This window comes from Dysgonomonas termitidis (genome assembly GCF_054657735.1).
The window spans coordinates 2,182,487-2,199,306 of the sequence record NZ_BAAHYD010000002.1 but is presented as its reverse complement, the minus strand read 5'-3'; the positions used below and the strand labels follow the sequence as shown (position 1 = coordinate 2,199,306).

At 40.0% G+C, this 16,820-nt stretch carries 12 protein-coding genes; 1 reads left to right on the top strand and 11 read right to left on the bottom strand.

All coding sequences use genetic code 11. The features are described from left to right. Nucleotides 1-226 precede the first annotated feature (226 nt). The 7 genes from ACYQ3L_RS13295 to ACYQ3L_RS13265 form a co-directional block, all read right to left on the bottom strand. On the bottom strand, nt 227-1,408 hold the full coding sequence (locus ACYQ3L_RS13295; RefSeq protein ID WP_379999314.1) for an AGE family epimerase/isomerase: 1,182 nt from the start codon (nt 1,406-1,408) through the stop codon (nt 227-229). After that, a complete protein-coding gene (locus ACYQ3L_RS13290; protein WP_379999312.1) occupies nt 1,401-2,798 on the bottom strand; it encodes an MFS transporter in 1,398 nt (465 codons plus the stop codon). The genes ACYQ3L_RS13295 and ACYQ3L_RS13290 overlap by 8 nt, the downstream gene beginning before the upstream one ends. A gap of 188 nt (nt 2,799-2,986) precedes the next feature. Then, on the bottom strand, nt 2,987-4,162 hold the full coding sequence (locus ACYQ3L_RS13285) for a glycoside hydrolase family 130 protein (RefSeq protein WP_379999309.1): 1,176 nt from the start codon (nt 4,160-4,162) through the stop codon (nt 2,987-2,989). 165 nt (nt 4,163-4,327) lie between these two features. Further along, a complete protein-coding gene (locus tag ACYQ3L_RS13280) occupies nt 4,328-5,206 on the bottom strand; it encodes an AraC family transcriptional regulator (RefSeq protein ID WP_379999307.1) in 879 nt (292 codons plus the stop codon). Between the two features lie 464 nt (nt 5,207-5,670). After that, entirely contained in the window at nt 5,671-7,308 is a 1,638-nt protein-coding gene (locus ACYQ3L_RS13275) for a family 78 glycoside hydrolase catalytic domain (protein ID WP_379999305.1), read from the bottom strand. Continuing rightward, a complete protein-coding gene (locus tag ACYQ3L_RS13270; RefSeq protein WP_379999303.1) occupies nt 7,309-8,412 on the bottom strand; it encodes an alpha-L-rhamnosidase N-terminal domain-containing protein in 1,104 nt (367 codons plus the stop codon). Nucleotides 8,413-8,676: 264 nt separating this feature from the next. Continuing rightward, nucleotides 8,677-11,448 carry a family 78 glycoside hydrolase catalytic domain gene (locus tag ACYQ3L_RS13265; RefSeq protein WP_379999301.1) on the bottom strand — a complete coding sequence of 924 codons (2,772 nt, stop codon included), beginning with the start codon at nt 11,446-11,448 and terminating at the stop codon, nt 8,677-8,679. A 309-nt stretch (nt 11,449-11,757) separates the two neighbouring features. On the opposite strand from ACYQ3L_RS13265, the gene ACYQ3L_RS13260 reads away from it, so the two are divergent. Further along, nucleotides 11,758-13,542, top strand: a complete 1,785-nt coding sequence (locus tag ACYQ3L_RS13260) for a L,D-transpeptidase family protein (RefSeq protein ID WP_379999299.1) — start codon at nt 11,758-11,760, stop codon at nt 13,540-13,542. Here the strand turns inward: ACYQ3L_RS13260 and ACYQ3L_RS13255 are convergent. The 4 genes from ACYQ3L_RS13255 to ACYQ3L_RS13240 all read right to left on the bottom strand — a co-directional run bounded on the left by ACYQ3L_RS13255 (nt 13,483) and on the right by ACYQ3L_RS13240 (nt 16,659). Next, nucleotides 13,483-13,878 (bottom strand): hypothetical protein, encoded by a 396-nt coding sequence (locus ACYQ3L_RS13255; RefSeq protein WP_379999297.1) that lies wholly within the window; start codon nt 13,876-13,878, stop codon nt 13,483-13,485. The genes ACYQ3L_RS13260 and ACYQ3L_RS13255 overlap by 60 nt on opposite strands. 125 nt (nt 13,879-14,003) lie before the next feature. Beyond that, the gene (locus tag ACYQ3L_RS13250) at nt 14,004-14,708 is read right to left on the bottom strand and encodes a porin family protein (protein ID WP_379999295.1); all 705 of its coding nucleotides are present in this window, start codon (nt 14,706-14,708) and stop codon (nt 14,004-14,006) included. 32 nt (nt 14,709-14,740) lie between these two features. After that, the gene (locus tag ACYQ3L_RS13245) at nt 14,741-15,964 is read right to left on the bottom strand and encodes a M16 family metallopeptidase (protein ID WP_379999293.1); all 1,224 of its coding nucleotides are present in this window, start codon (nt 15,962-15,964) and stop codon (nt 14,741-14,743) included. Then, nucleotides 15,961-16,659 (bottom strand): DNA alkylation repair protein, encoded by a 699-nt coding sequence (locus tag ACYQ3L_RS13240; RefSeq protein WP_379999291.1) that lies wholly within the window; start codon nt 16,657-16,659, stop codon nt 15,961-15,963. Before ACYQ3L_RS13240 ends, ACYQ3L_RS13245 begins: the two co-directional genes overlap by 4 nt. Nucleotides 16,660-16,820 lie beyond the last annotated feature (161 nt).

Genomic DNA, 16,820 nt, shown 5'->3' with positions numbered 1-16,820 from the left:
AGATGATTTTTGTTAATAGAATCTGTAGATTTTATTACGATTATTCCACAGAGTGTTTAATACTTAAATTTTTCTTTTACAAACCGGTTCGATTGTATTGCGGCCGGTTTTCACTTATCTTTTCATAGTCAATTAGATTTGAATATTTATATCATTCCATAGGCTCGTATTTTTAAGTAAAGTTTAAATTCTGGTTAATTATATCAATGAAATAAAAAATCTATATTTAATTAGTCTTATCATCAGAAAAGTGCTCTATCATTTCCATACACATCCGCCCGTTGTGATAAGGGCACTTCCAACAGCCTGCTTTGTCATCCTTCAGGTTTATACTGCCATCCTGTAATACACTCCAATACCATTCACCACTTTTATAGTCTATCAGATATCGCTTAATGTATTCCCAAGTTTTTGCGGCTTTTTCTTTATGCACTTTATCTCCTGAGTTTTTATGAGCATACATTAATCCGACCACAGCTTCGGCTTGCACCCACCAATGACGATCGGTATCGGCATGAGCTCCGGCTGTTTCATAAATCAGGCTGCCATCTTCCCGAAAGCCTTCCATAGCCGCATCAACGATCCGAAGAGATATCCTTCTAACTTTTGCACGAAGCTTTTTGTCTCCCAGTACATCTGCGGCTTCGAACAAGAGCCATGAAGCCTCGATGTCGTGCCCATATGAAACAATAGTGGATTTAGAGTTCCAATTGTCATCAAAAAACAGGTTCAGATGATGATTCCTTTTGTTCAAGATTTGGTTTGAAAAAATATCTATAAGTTCAGTTTGGGCTCTCTGCAAGTTTTTGTCGGGCCATACTCTATATAGATTTGTATATGGTTCCAGAATGTGCAGATGCGTATTCATGGTTTTCTTCTCATTCGCGTCTTTCCCACTCAGACGCATATCATCTATTGGCTTCCAATCTTCGGTAAATGCCTCGAAATAGCCTCCCCTTTCTTTGTCTTTGCATTGTCCTTCGATCAGATAAAAAAACTCTTTAGACAATTCCAACGCTTTTGTATTTTGGGTAGCACGATAATATTCCGAAAATGCATAGAGGGCAAATCCTTGCGCGTAAACCTGCTTTTTTGTATTTACAGGTTTGCCTTTGCAGTTCAACTCCCAATACACCCCGCCGTTTTTGTAATCTATGAAATGGCTCTGTATATAATCAAATGCCCTATTTGCCATTTCGAGATATTCTTCTCTACATAATATTCGATATGCCGCAGAAAATGCCCATAAGATACGCATATTCAATACCGAACCTTTATTGGCTTGTTTATGTAATATTCCACTACCATCTATGCGCCCATAGAACCCTCCGTTTTCGCTATCTGCCATCTTATTCATCCAAAACGGCAAGATATTAGCAGTCAATTCTATATGGAATTCTTCAATCATTTTTCTTTCGTTTTGCATTCAGATTCCCGGTTATTTCTTTCAACTTACTTTCGGTAAGAGGATAAATGGAGATAAAAACCACAGACAGAATAGTCCCTATAGCTGGTAATACACTCATCATCAACCTTATACCAGTCTGGGTTTCAGTTGTTTGTATTGCGTTAGCTTCAAATCCATATAAAGCCAGTAACCACCCGGTTAACGCGCCTCCTATAGACCATCCGAACTTTTGAGACATAGAGGAAGAGGAAAATATCAAGCCTGTAGCTCTACGACCAGTTTTCCATTCGGAGTAGTCGGCAATATCGGCATACATAGACCACAGTAACGGGAATATGCTTCCTGCACAGGCACTAATAATGACTTGCAAGAAAAGCATTGTTAAAATATTATTCTTATCTACAAAATAGAAAGCAATGCTGAATACAGTAGCTATAAGCATGGCCGACAGATATGTTTTCTTTTTCCCTATACGATTAGAAACAGGGGTTACCAGAAGTATACCTAATATATTGGCACCTTGTCCCAATACGAGAAAAACGGTAGTAAGAGATAGTGCCGAACTGATGATTCCCAGATCAAACGTTTCGGATGCAGCCACGTAATATTTAAAATAAAACACTGCAGCCCCATCTCTAATCGAATTGAATATTAATGCGGCAATACCTGCCCCTAACAATATCCACCAAGGTTTGTTCTTTAACAAATCGTTTAAATCATCTTTCAGTGAGTTGCCACTTTCTTTTATAGGACGCACCCGTTCCCTTGTCCAAGAAAAAGTGCAAAGGAAAAAGACAACGGATATCACGGCAAAAACCAATGCAGCCATGGACCAGCCAGACTGAAGATTGCCATCGTTTCCACTAAATAGCCTGACCAACGGCTCAATAAGGACAAGAGCAAGAATACTTCCCAAGAAAGCAAATATCATCCGGTAAGACGATAGTGCCGTTCTTTCTTTGGGAGCAGCAGACATTACCCCTAAAAGTGATGCATAGGGAACGTTGATGAGCGAATAAATCATCATCATAAGCGAATAGGTGATATAGGCATAAATGATTTTACCTGTTGCCGAAAGGTCGGGAGTCGTAAACGTCAATACCCCTATTACACCGAATGGCACGGAAAAATACAGCAAATAAGGACGAAATTTTCCCCATTTCGATTCTGTACGATCACCGATGACTCCCACAACGGGATCGAGAAGAGAATCCCAAATGCGGGTAATAAGAAACATTGTACCTGCTATTGCTGCATCTATCCCAAAAACATCAGTATAGAAAAACAGCAGATACATACTGAATAGTTTCCAAAACACAGAAGAGGCTGCATCGCCCAATCCGTAGCCGATTTTTTCCTTAAGAGTCACTTTGGTTGAAAGATTTTGCATGGTTCTATTTTAATTCCCTGAAAGGAATATAGGGTTAACAATTCACAAAAGGCAAATATATGTTATGTCTCTTTTTGTACCGAAAACAAAAATGGAAAGTTTATTTACTTGCATGCATATATACAATTATACCGAGACTATCTGCTCCTTACTTTACAAGTTTCAGTTTCTTCAATCAATCACTATTATCAGACCGATTCACCTGATTCTCTATTTTTCTTTATCAATGTTGTCAGTGTTTCAACCGATGTAGCCGAACGATATCCATCAACGGCAGTGTTGATGCAATAATCCAAAAGCCTATCGATAGAAGAAACTGCCACATGCATCCGGGTGTCGGCCGATGCGTAATAGATAAATACTGTACCATCCTCATCTGCGATCCAGCCATTGCTAAACAAAACATTAGATACATCGCCTATGCGTTCTTCACCAACCGGAGCCATCAAATGTCCTGCCGGTTCGGCAATTAGTTTTTCCGGATTTTCCAAATCGGTCAGATACAAATACAGGACGTAACGCAACCCGGCAGCACATACACGCACTCCATGAGCCATATGTAACCACCCCTTAGCTGTCTTTATAGGATGCGGTCCCTCGCCATTTTTCAGTTCTTTTATTGTATGATAATAGCGGAAATTGATAATTTTCTCTTCTTCGATTTTCGCATTGCAAATATCATCGGTCAAAGCCCACCCAATGCCCCTTCCTTTTCCGGCATCAATGAATCCGTCTTGCGGACGAGTATATAAAGCATATTTTCCGTTTACGAACTCAGGGTGCAACACCACATTACGTTGTTGATGACTACTGATAACATCAGGCAATCGCGTCCAAGTCTTCAAATCTTTTGTGCGCACAATACCTGCGGCTGCAACGGCTGACGACAAATCACCTAATTTAGCAGCAGGGTCTTTCCTTTCGGTACAGAATACGCCATATATCCAACCATCTTCGTGAACTGTCAGGCGCATATCATACACATTCGTGTCCGGATCGTCAGTTTCGGGAATAACAATAGGATAATCCCAGAAACGGAAATTATCCACTCCATTGGGACTTTCGGCTATGGCGAAAAAAGATTTCCGGTCGTTTCCTTCTACTCTGACTACCATCAGATACTTTTCTTCCCATTTCATGGCTCCGGCATTAAACGTTCCATTGATCCCGAAACGCTCCATAAAATATGGATTGGTATCGGGCGACATGTCGTATCGCCAAAATAGAGGGGTATGATTAGCTGTCAATACAGGGTATTTATAGCGCTCAAAAATGCCATTTCCCGGCAATAAGGTTTCGTTTTTCCGAGTAATAAGCGTTTCGTAAGCATTAGTTACGTCAAGTAGTCTTTGTTCAAAATTCATAGATTCATGTATTGAATGATACGATAGATTAGCGATAAACAAAAGTATATCCTTTATATCTTTTTTGAATATACTTTTTTATCTAATCATTGTATTATAAGTACATAATTAGACAGAACTCATTATCATCAATACATAAAGAATTAAAAAAGGGAAAAGCGTACTCTATAAGAATATCTTTGTTTCATTATAGTTCTCCCTGAATCCGCTGGGCGTACAACCTTTTTTCTTTTTAAAAAGGCGATTAAAGTTGGATATATTATTAAAACCGCAAGCTAAACAAATTTCTGACACATTATGGGTAGTATTTACCAACATGCGGGTAGCATGCCCCAGCCTGATTTCGTTGAGCGAATCGATAAATGTTTTACTGGTTCTTTTTTTGATAAACCGACTAAATGAGACCTCTGTCATACCCACAATGCCTGCAATATCGGACAAAGATATCTCTTTACTATAGTTCTCGAGCATATAAGTATAAGCGCGCTCTATACGACGGCTATCATAGGTTTGTACCTCCTTCACAAAAGAAGTACTGGATAACACTCTCGATGCTTTTGAGAGAGACAGGTCATACAGAATACCAATAAGTTTCAGAACCGAATGCACCCCCTCCTGCTCTGTTGCCAGAGAATAAAGCCTATCTTTTATTTTCAGAATAGCTTCATTGGAAAAGGTAAGGCCACAGGAGGCTTTATCAAACATCTCTTTCATCGAAATAAACTGGTTCTTTGAAAGTAAATCATTATTTACCAGATTGTTATGAAATTGTATTGTGATTTCGTTAATCTGATCCGATTTACAATAATGATTCAGCCAACCATGCTCAAGGTTAGAGCCCGCAATAAGCGTCAGTTCCAGGCTTCCTATTTCCTCCACGCTATCGCCCACTACACGCCTTGCGCCGGCTCCATTTTCAATAAAATTCAGCTCATATTCGGCATGAGTATGTATGGGAAAGTTGAATTCCGACTTCACACGCGAAAAGATCATAAAACAATCTTCGGCCGACAATGGGGTCACTTCTCTGAAAATAGTATTCATATCTGTTATTTATCTATATACAAATATACTTTATTAACTAATAAATATAAATAAAAGCAAAGAAAATAATTAACAAAAACAATACAATAAAACATTAATATACTCAATTGTAAGCAAATAAATAAAAAATAAAAATAATATATGATAAAATCATATTATAAAGTTGCCTGAACACAAAAATTACAATAAGTAAATAACACACATAAAATAGAATTGAGCGGAATAATTATGGTACTTTTTTATCTGAAAATTAGAATATAGTTTCCGTCCCAGTATGATTATCCCTATATCTTTGGGGAACGTTTTCTGGTACCATAGAGGGTGCAGTAGAAACCAAAACGATAGGCAGTACCCTCAATAATGGCTTAATATGAAAAAATGGAGAAAATAAAAAATGAGTTCCAAATTAGACCTTTGAGCATATCTAATCAGGAACTCGGATTGTAGCTATTTAGCTTAGAAAGCTATTGTTGGAGAAGTGTAGAAAAATTATATTCTCCTGAACCTATCTCGAGTATCACTTTGCCTCCCAGTGCTTCAGATTTCAATATCCCGTCCACTTTACCCAACGGTTTTCCAGTTTCTGTGATGTCCGTTATTGTCCGGGCCGGAAGATATACTGTGGCTGTTGTATTGGTTGGAACCACTACTTTCAACGTAAAAAATCCATCCTTTTTTTCCCAGTGAGAAACAATTTCTCCATAGACAGAATGGTAGCTAGCCTCAGCATACTGCAATATTTTTTTATCAGGAACAGGATTAATTACGATCTTTTTGTAACCTGCCGAATTTGACGCTTGAGAAATACCGGCCACGTGTGTGTACAACCAGTGTCCGATGGCTCCGTAAGCGTAGTGATTGAATGAATTCATACCAGGTGTGTGGAAACTTCCGTCCGGGTTAATTCCGTCCCAATGTTCCCAGATTGTGGTTGCCCCCATAGTTACCGGATATAGCCATGAAGGATATTTTTTGCGAAAAAGCAAAGTATATGCCTCTTCATTATATCCATATCGGCTCAGCACATTGTTTATCAACGGGGTACCAAGAAATCCGGTGGTAATATGACCGAAAGAACGGACATTCTCTGCCAACCGTTCAGCGCCAGATGCTTTCAGGCTGTCAGGCATCAATTCAAAAGCCAGAGCCAGGGCATAAGCCGTTTGGGTATTAGAAGACAGGCGTCCGGTCGGGGTCATATATTCTTTCTGAAACGCTTTTTTTATATTTTCATACAAATCAAAGTATGATTTTGCATCATCCTGTTTGTCTAATACATTCGCCGTTTGCGCTAGCAACCTGGTAGAATATGCAAAAAAAGCGGTAGCAATCAAATCCTTGTCAGTAGTCGCTCCCGGATAGTCGCGCAGGGCCGGGGCATAAGCCAACCAATCTCCAAAATTATCTCCGTTATCTGCAATCAAATATTCATTTGCACCTTGTTTCAGAAAATCCACCCAAGCCTTCATGGAAGGATATTGCGTTTCCAGTATAGTCTTATCTCCATATGCCATATACACTTCCCATGGTACAATTACTGCAGCATCTGCCCAACCTGCAGCCCCATGACCTGTTTTTACAGCCGGAATAAAATGAGGAACACTACCGTTCTCTAATTGATCGGCAGACAAATCTTTTAGCCATTTGCTCAAAAAAGTCGCCGCATGAACGTTAAAACAAGCTGTCGGTGAAAAAGCTTGGATATCGCCTGTCCATCCAAGACGTTCGTCGCGCTGTGGGCAGTCAGTCGGGACATCTAAGAAATTACTCCGCAATCCCCACTTAATATTTTCCTGCAGACGATTAACCAAAGTGTCGGAACAAGTGAAGTATCCTATAGTAGCAACATCTGAGGTAACAACTTTGCCAATAAAGTCATCCAAAGTAATTTCGCCTTTATAACCACTTATTTTCATATAACGGAATCCATGAAAAGTAAAATGTGGTTCATATTTTTCAACTCCTTCACCTTTGAAAATATAATTATCTTCTGCCTTTGCTGTACGAAGGTTTTTAGTATAAAAATTGCCTTCTTTATCAAGCACTTCTGCAAAATTTAAACATATACTATCATTTTTACTACCTTTTAAATTAAATTCCACCTAACCAACAAAGTTTTGTCCAAAGTCGAATACCAACTCGTTCTTAGGCGTGATGATCTTAGCAATGGGTTTAATTGTCTGAGTGATTCGGACAGGTACACTTTCCGAAGTCACCAGCAATTTTTTGTCTACTTCTTTTATTATTACTCCGCTCCATTGAGAATCCGGATAATGAGGATTATCCCAGCCTTTCATCTCCAATCGGGCATCATAACTTTCTCCGTTGTAAATATCAGACTTCACAATAGGTCCTGTATTGGATTTCCAACTCTTATCGGACACAACCGTTTCTTTCGAACCATCGGTATAAGTGATTTCTAATTGTAAGATAGCCTGTAATTTTTCGCCATAGTGATTTCGTTGGCTTCTCCACTTCAACACCCCTCTGTACCAACCATCTCCCAATATCACGCCTATTGCGTTAGTACCTTTCCTAAGTTGTTGAGTAACATCATATATCTGATATTGTATTCTTTTGTGATAGGATGTCCATCCCGGAGTAAAAAGTTCATCACCCACCTTTTCTCCATTCAGGTGCAATTGGTAAAGGCCCCGGGCCGAAGTATAAATCCTGGCACTTTTAATTTCTTTTCCTACAGTAAACTCTTTTCTTAAGTAAGGGGAAGGACCAGATTTTTCAATATCCTCCGGAATATCAGCTTCAATCCATGAGGCGATCCAATCGGAAGGGTACAACAACCCCATTTCAAAGGAAGCGGGGCTGCTCCAAGAAGAGTTTCCTTTGTTTGTCCATATTCTCACTTGCCAGTATATTTTCTCTCTACTTTGCAGTAGCCCGCCTGAATATGGAATATGTACCGATTGGCCTGACTCTACTTTCCTGCTATCCCACAAAAGGCTTTTATCTGATTTTAGCAGCGCTTCAGATGCAGCAGCCCGAATTTGAAAAGCGGTCTGAATTACTGATCGATCAGTTGATTTTATCTCCCAACTCAATCTTGGCTGTTCAGCCTCAATTCCCACCGGGTTGGTTTTGTATTCTGTCTGTAAATGGGTCAATGTTATATCCTTCCCATAACTCACTGAACATAAAAATAGTAAGAACAGAACCATTGATGACTTAAATAAGAAATATGTTTTCATGTTTTTAAACTGGAGTCATTAAGTAACTATCTAAATTTGTTTGTTTCATTCCATCAAGTATTATTTTGATTAACATCCTGATCTCCGTTTGTATCCGGTCTTTAGACAACGCGTAATACAGGCAGGTAATTTACACCAGGTCACATTTATTTCGAAAATCCTTCTTTACAGAGCTCTCGGAGGCCTTGTTTCTTATATTCTTAACCACACTGAAATATTGGAAGAGAAAGACATACTAAAAGCCAGATATTATTCCAGTTCAGTTTATTCACCGGCCATTCTAGCCGAAAATTTGTAGCGGCCCGCCATCAAGCGTAAGCTGGTGTATTCGTTTTTTTGAACATCGATGGCAATACCTTTTGTGCCTTTCAGTGGTTGGTTATTCTCTTTCACACTGTTTGCATCCACCCCGCGCAGATATAGAAGAGCTGTGGTATTTGGCGGAATTGTTACTTCCATTTGCAGTTTTCCGTCTTTTTTATGCCAATTGGAAACAACATCGCCATATAGCGAGTTGTAACTGGCAGCCACTTCCTGTGGGGCATGTGTCTGATTTATCCACGGGTCTATGGTAAATTGCTTAAAGCCAGCCCGAGGTTGCTTAATTCCACCCAGATTTTCTATAAACCAACTGCCTACATACAAATAAGAGCTATGTATTGCCGAGCCACGGCATTCCCAATCTTCGAAGAAAGTGCCTAAATTGTGTTTCAGCATATTACCCCAACCGGGGAAATCTTCCTTGCCAATCATCGTGTACAACCAGTCATTTTTCTCATTATCCATTAATGTAAAGAACAAGAACGAACCTGCGGTAATCCCTCCCCAAAAATGTCCTTCGCGTGTTACCATAATCTCATGCTCTAAGCGTTTCCAAACTTTATCTTTTAATTCTACGGGCGGGATATTGGTATTCAAAGCCATTGCCAAATAGGCAGGATATCCATTTACATAGCTATTGTCCGATACATTAAAAAACTTTTGGTGTAGGGTCTTTCTTACCTCATCGGCACGTGTCCTATATGTTCTTGCTTTCACACCATTGCCTATGATCTCAGCAATATTTGCAGCCAAATCCAAACTGTAAACCCAATGGCAATTGTTAAAAAAGAGAGTTTCATCGGTGTCACCCAGAGCTTTCCCCTGTGTTTCCATTCTCGATCTTTCGTCCCATGCCTGTGGCCATAGCCAGTCGCCCAAGAAACTCCATTTCCCTCCCCATCGAACCAGCATATTGCCTGCCGATTTGGTTTCAACAAAAGCCAGCCAACGCTCTATGGTAGGAAAGCTCTCTTCCAACACCCGCTTGTCACCATACTGCCTGTACATATTCCAAGGCAACGTAATACAATATCCACTCCACGACGGGCCGCCTCCGCCTACATGTGTGGGGGCGGTATACGGTACATTTCCGTCAGCTTGCTGTACGTCGCGCCAGTCCTCCATCCACTTGGTATAGAATGCCCCCAATGAGTAGTTTCCCATTGCCGGACGTGTAGTAGCCAAGGCATCGCCACCATATCCGCGACGCTCGCGATGTGGGCAGTCTACTACATAATTTCCCAAGCTCAAATTCTCGAAACTCCAGAGAGTCGCATCATAAATATCGTTCATCAATGGTTGGTCGCACTTAAACTGCCCTATCCGCTCAAAATCGGGACGTATTAAAAACCCTTTTATATCTTCTAGCCTAGGTTTGTGCTTAATGCCCGACACCTTTATCCAACGTCCGGACATGTAATTGAATTTGTTACAGAATACCCCTATACCCGACTCGCCTACTTTGTAAATACTGTGTAGTCCATAGCTAGAGCTTTCTTTTTCGCGCTCCGAGAAATGAAATGTTACCATATCTCCCGGACTTCCTGTTACAGTCATTTCCAGCCATCCTACAAAATTCACTCCCATATCTATACGGTAGATACCTGCTTCTATCTCCTCAATAGCCACCGGCCTGATTTCTTTTATCAAACGATTTGGTTCTGTTTTATCCGCAGACACAAGCAAGTTTGGACTGAACACCGAAGCCGGTTTCCAATCAGAATCGTCGTACCCGGGTTTATTCCAGCCGTCTATCTCTTTGGAGCTATCATATTCCTCTCCCGCAAAATGATGCGCTTCCCAATACCCCAACAAGGTGTTCGGGCTTGGATGTGTTTTCCAACTCTCGTCGGACACGATTTGCATGGGTCTGTTGTCCTGAAAAGTTATTTCTGCCTGAACTAATGTGAGGGGTGCATTGGGTTTATCATCAGTCTGATAAGCTGGAAAAATAGACCATGAAGTCCCCAGCCACAAGGCAATCACATTGTCACCTTTTTCCAACTCCTTGGCGATATCATAAGTTATATAGCGCGCCCGTCTTTTATGATCGCTCACCGATGGCATTAATACCTTGTCGCCTATTTTCTTTCCGTTCACGTATAATTCGTGGTAACCTACCGATGCTACATAGATCACAGCTTTCTCTGGTTTTTCTGCCAGCTCAAGATTCTTCCTTATCCAAGGATCAGCTCTCCGCATCGAAATAGATCCCTCGTTTTGTTTATCTAAATCTAATCCGTTTGCTCCAATCCATTTACCTTTCCAACTGTTTTGAGTGATCCCCATAGTCCAGAAAGACGGTTCACTCCATGCCGACCAATGATTATGCTCGTCACATACGCGTACTGTCCAGAAGCATTGCTGTCCTTCGTTCAGTTTTTTCCCATTATAGATGATGTTTACGGATTCATCGGACTTCACGGTCCCCGAGTCCCATAGATCGGCTTTACCTTGCTGCAATACAGCTTCGGAAGTTGCTACTATAATCTGGAACGAGTGTTGTTTTTGTCCTCTGGCCTCAATGTTGCGTGTGGTCAATTTCCAACTTAAACGCGGAGTGAAAACATCTAGTCCTATTGGATTTTTCAGATATTCACACTTAAGGTCGGTCGGATAAACCGGGCATTTAGCCGGTTCTTTTTCCCGGGCGTAAATTTGGCATACAGTAAATAAGAATACTGTGATCAACCCCATATACCTATACATTTTCATGGTCATACTATTTAGATCGCTTTAACTATTAAATTGTTGGTTGTAAAAGTATTGCGTTTACAGAAGATTGTCAAGTAATTTTTTATCTGTATATAATACTTTTTTGCACCTTTTTTGGGGGAGGAAAGGTTAAAAATGGAAAGCGGCAATATTGGCGTTTTCAAAATCGTTGAATCACTATTCCACATAGTATAATGAAAACTTTGCTTTGTTAAGCCGATTTTATATATTGTCATATTATAAAGTTTTATTATTTTTGTGTCAAATAATAATCGAACGAATTACACACCTGGCACATTAATAACCTGCATGAAATATTTTATATGGTTCATCACTTTCCTTATATTCTCATTTCTTATAACAAGCTGTAAAAGGAAAGAGCATACAAAAGTCAGTGAATCTGACAAGAAAGAAGTCCTCCAATCCAAGTTTGCTCAAAATTATCCGGAATTTGATTTCAGGGTATTGCAAGAGTCATTAAAAGCTCATACAGATCAGGATTCTATCCTGAAGCCTATATATACAGTGACGGGATTTAATCCGGTATGGATACATGATACACTGGATACTAAAAGATTGTATACATTTATTGATATTTTGAACCAGGCAGAAGAACATGGGTTATCCCCCGAGATGTTTTCTTCTTCAAAAATCAAATCTATGACAGATGCCATAGACTCAGGTATCTTCGTAAACAATCTGGATACAGTATATAAGATAATGCTGGATATAGAAGAGACTTCGACGAAATCTGCCATCAGGTATATTACCGGGATGAAATACGGATTCGTCAATCCTAGGAACCTATATCAAAAAGATTATGATATAATTACCTCCGTCCCGGACTCCTTATTCTATGAGGATGTATATACTGAAATAATGAAAGATCCGATTTCCGCCTTACTCAATTCTCAGCCAACAGAAGAAGTTTATCTGAAATTATCGGAAGAATACAAACTCCTCAAAAAAAGGAAAGAGGCAGGGTTTAAAGAGATAGCATCCGGTGATGCGACTTATAAGCTGGGAGATAAGAACAAGCACATCAAAGATATTGCAAACAGGCTTATACTGACCGGAGAATATGCACCTGATTCGATCAGTAGCGACAGCCTCCAGATGAGACTCGATGAAGAGCTACTTGTTGCAATAAATACTTTCAGACGTAGAAATTCATATCCGGAAGAAGCCGAGATCGGCAAATTGACGATCAGCGCACTAAACAGGCCTTTGGACTATTATCAGGCGAAGATACGGGCCAATATGGAACGGTATCGCTGGAGGCGGACCAAAACCAGACGCAATAAGCATATAGAAGTGAATGTAGCTGCGGCCATGTTGGTTGCTAGTAATACAAGTGGTGACAGCCTCCCTTTGGTATCGAGAGTATGCGTTGGTTCTGTAAAAAACAAGACGCCCCTCCTGCAAAGTGATATCAGCTATATTAATCTTAATCCGGTATGGAATATACCAACAAGTATAGCTCAGAAAGAGGTTGCAGTATTACAAAAGAAAGACCCTACATATATCGAACGGCATAATATGAAACTGTACAAAAGAGGCAAAGAAGTAGATGTGTCGTCGATAGACTGGAAGAATGTCGACCCCAGTAAGTTTTCCTATACCATCAAACAAGATCCGGGAGGGGGTAATTCTCTTGGTCTGATTAAGTTCATGTTCAATAATGCATTCTCTGTGTACCTCCACGACACGCCTAGCAAGTTGGCGTTCAACAGGAAAGACAGGGCTGTCAGTCATGGCTGTGTGAGAGTGCAGAAACCGTTCGAGCTTGCATTTTTCTGTGTGTCACCCGTAACCGAGATCTATAAGGATCGGCTATACCACAGTATAAATAAGCAACCTATATCCGATGATGGCAAAAAACTGCTTAAAGAGCAAAAGCTAAAGAAACTGCCTGATATTATCAATATTGATAAAGAAGATAAGATATCCTTATCCATTGATTACTATACTGCTTTTATGTATCCTGATGATAAGCTATTGTATTATGCCGATGACACTTACGAATACGATCAGCTAATACTGGACGCTCTGAACCCCAAACAAACCACAGAAAAGAAAAGGGAGGATAAATAATTGTAATAGCCAAGCCTTTATCTGAGTACGGCTATTTCTCACCGAAGAAGTCTGCTGCTTTCTGGCTAGGTCTTGCGCACTTTTCTTAGCCTTATCGGCAAAGCTATCTACTTTATCCACTATCTTATCTGTATAGCTTTGGGTTTGCTTAGATACATTTGCAAATAATAGCCGGGCCTTCTCTATAAAATCTTCGCTCTTACCTTTAAAGAACTTTTCCCAATCTATATCAAGACCTTCCTTATCCATATAGTCTTTTACTACAGATATAGACTTAATAGCCTCTTCCTCTGTCAGTCCAACTTCGGTCTGAAGTCTCTTTACCAAATCTTCCATATCTATACTATTTTTGAGGGTTATCCTGTAAATATAGAACAAAATGCCCGGTTAAAAGTTCCGGCCTGCAGTATTATAAGGTTCCGAATAAGAAAGAAGAGTCTTCCGATTAGCTACACGCCTTCCTAAAAACGAAAGCCCAAAGCTACCGACATATTACGGTTCCGTAAATCCCGTCCGTCATCGGCTATATTATGAAAGCCGTATTCATAGGTCAGGTTTATCGTCCATATATCATATATCAACCCAACCCTGCCTAAAACACCATAATCCAGCCTATTCCATTTTCGTAAAGCAAATGTTTCTTCTTCGTAAGAAGGTATTGTTATTTGCGTACCTTGCACAACACCGTTCTTAATCGTTGTTGCATAAGCTTCGCCCCTGTTCTTTCCCTTAAAACCATATGCAACGTAACCGCCGGCATTAAGGTTGATCGCAAAATGCTTCGAAAGATACACCTCATAGCCCAAACACAGTGGAACCTGCAGATAGTCAGCTGCTGTATTGCGCAGAGTATCACCATAATACTCAATATCCATACCTGTATTATATTCGCTCCTCCTGATATGCTGCCTGAGACCTTTCTTTGTTACATAAAGTCCTGATTGTATCTGAATATTATGCAATATCTTGAAATTGATATTAGTACCTATTGTGAAACCAACCTTAGGTTCTTTATACATATTAGCACCTTTGATATCCATGGAAGCAAAGTTGAACCCAAACAGGAGATCCGCGGTAAAGCGCTTCCTTATAGTCTGGGCATTCACTACGGAAGATGCCAAAACTAATAAACCGGCAAGTAAAAATATTCTAGATACTGTTTTCATAAAGCTTATATCGTATCACAAAGGTAAAAGAATTAATTATATAATAAACTAAAGAGCCTGTTTTCCTCAAAAATTTCATTCCCCACATCCTGTATTTGTTCCGCTGTTATGGATTCGATCTTGCGAAACGTTTCTTCAAGTGTATTATAATGATTGTAATGAAAGAAACTCTTTCCAAGCGACAACGCCATATTTTCATGGTTATCACTCATTACACCGATCTGTCCTATCAATTGCTTTTTAGCTATCGATAATTGCGATGTACTCAGCTTCTCTGTCTTTATTTTCTTCAGTTCCTTATGAACCAGATCAACACATTTGTCCGCATTGCGCTTGTCGCATCCGAAATATATAGATACTATACCTGTGTCGGTATAAGCCGTAGCAGTAGAATCAACACTGTAGACATATCCTTTTTTCTCACGAAGCGAAATATTCAGGCGGCTATTCATACCCGGCCCTCCCAATATATTATTCAACAGGTTCAATACTTTCCGGTTAGGGTCAAGCAATGAATATGAACGACAACCTATCAGAGCGTGTACCTGCGATGTATCCTTATTTTCAGTCCTGTTTTCCAACCTTATCCCCGCAGGGACGATACGCCCATTGGGACATACAGTGCCGGGAAGACCGGACAAATACTTTTCGGCAAGATATACAACTTTCTTAAAGTTTGTATTCCCTAAGGAAAAGAAAACGGCATTGGACGGCACGTAGTACCTGTCAACAAAAGCCCTGGCTTTCTGTGTATCAAAGCTTAATAGTGTATCCGGATCTCCCAGAATATTGTGCCCCATCTGCGATCCATTAAAAACAAGATTCTCAAATTCGTCAAATATCAATTCCGAGGGATTATCTTCATAAGAATGTATTTCATCAATAATTACTTCCACTTCCTTATCTATCTCCTGCTGAGGGAACCGGGAGTGAAAAGTCATATCGGATAGCAGTTCAAATGCCCGGTCGAAATGCTGTTCCATGAATATGGCATACACCACGGTCTCTTCCTTATTCGTATAAGCATTCAGCTCTCCACCTACATGCTCCATACGATTGATTATGTGATGTGAACGGCGTTTCGTTGTCCCCTTAAACAACATGTGCTCTACAAAGTGAGCCATACCATATTCCACGGGGTTCTCATCTCGTGTACCGGTATTTACGATAAAGCCACAGTATGAGACATTTCCAGCTATAGGTTTATGCACTATACGCAAACCATTGGATAAGGTATGTGAATGGTAATTGATCATTTTTTCATATAATGCGCCCGTTCTTCAGGCTGGAATTTCTCTATGGAATAGCGTAACATCGTCCTCGGCATTTTTTTATGATAAAGACCTAAAAATGAACACAATCGATCTTTATCTTTTTTCCCTGCTTCGCGCAGCATCCAGCCAATGGCTTTATGCATCAGATCATGCTCGTGCCGCAACAGCTTTTCAGATAAAGCAAATATATCATCCAGATCACCACGCCTGATAAAAGCGAAAGTAGCCAGGATAGAAATACGCTGATCCCAGAGTAAGCTACTCTCCGCCAAGCCATAAAGCACCGAACGGTCTTTGTCTACAAGATACTCCCCTACTATATCTTTTGCGCTCAGATCTACCAGGTCCCAGTTATTGATATATTTGGTTTTCGACAGATAATAATCACAAATCTCTTTACGTTCCGCCTCTTTGGCCTTCTTGAAGCGTTCTACAAGTATAAGTAATGCGCAAAGACGGCATTCATGATATTCACTTTCCAATAGCTTGGTAATTTCCGCGAATGGAATATCTTTACATTTCTTAGCCACCCTGCGGGTATCAGGTACTACAACCCCGATAAACCTGTCACCTTCACCGTATTGTCCTTTTCCTGTTTTGAAAAAGTACGGGAGAAATTCTTTCTTCTCCGGTGTTGAATATGATTCCAGTTCTTTTTGTATATTTTTTGCAGTCATTGTATCCAGAAAAGTAACAAAGGTAACAGAAAACAATTAATAATGAAGAATGAAAAATTAATAATTCTTGAGGTTGCCCTTCCTGCATAAAACTTGATTTTTTATACTATTTCGTCTCTGCCTCTTTCTATATACAGTGCTTCTAAAATTTCATATAAGCT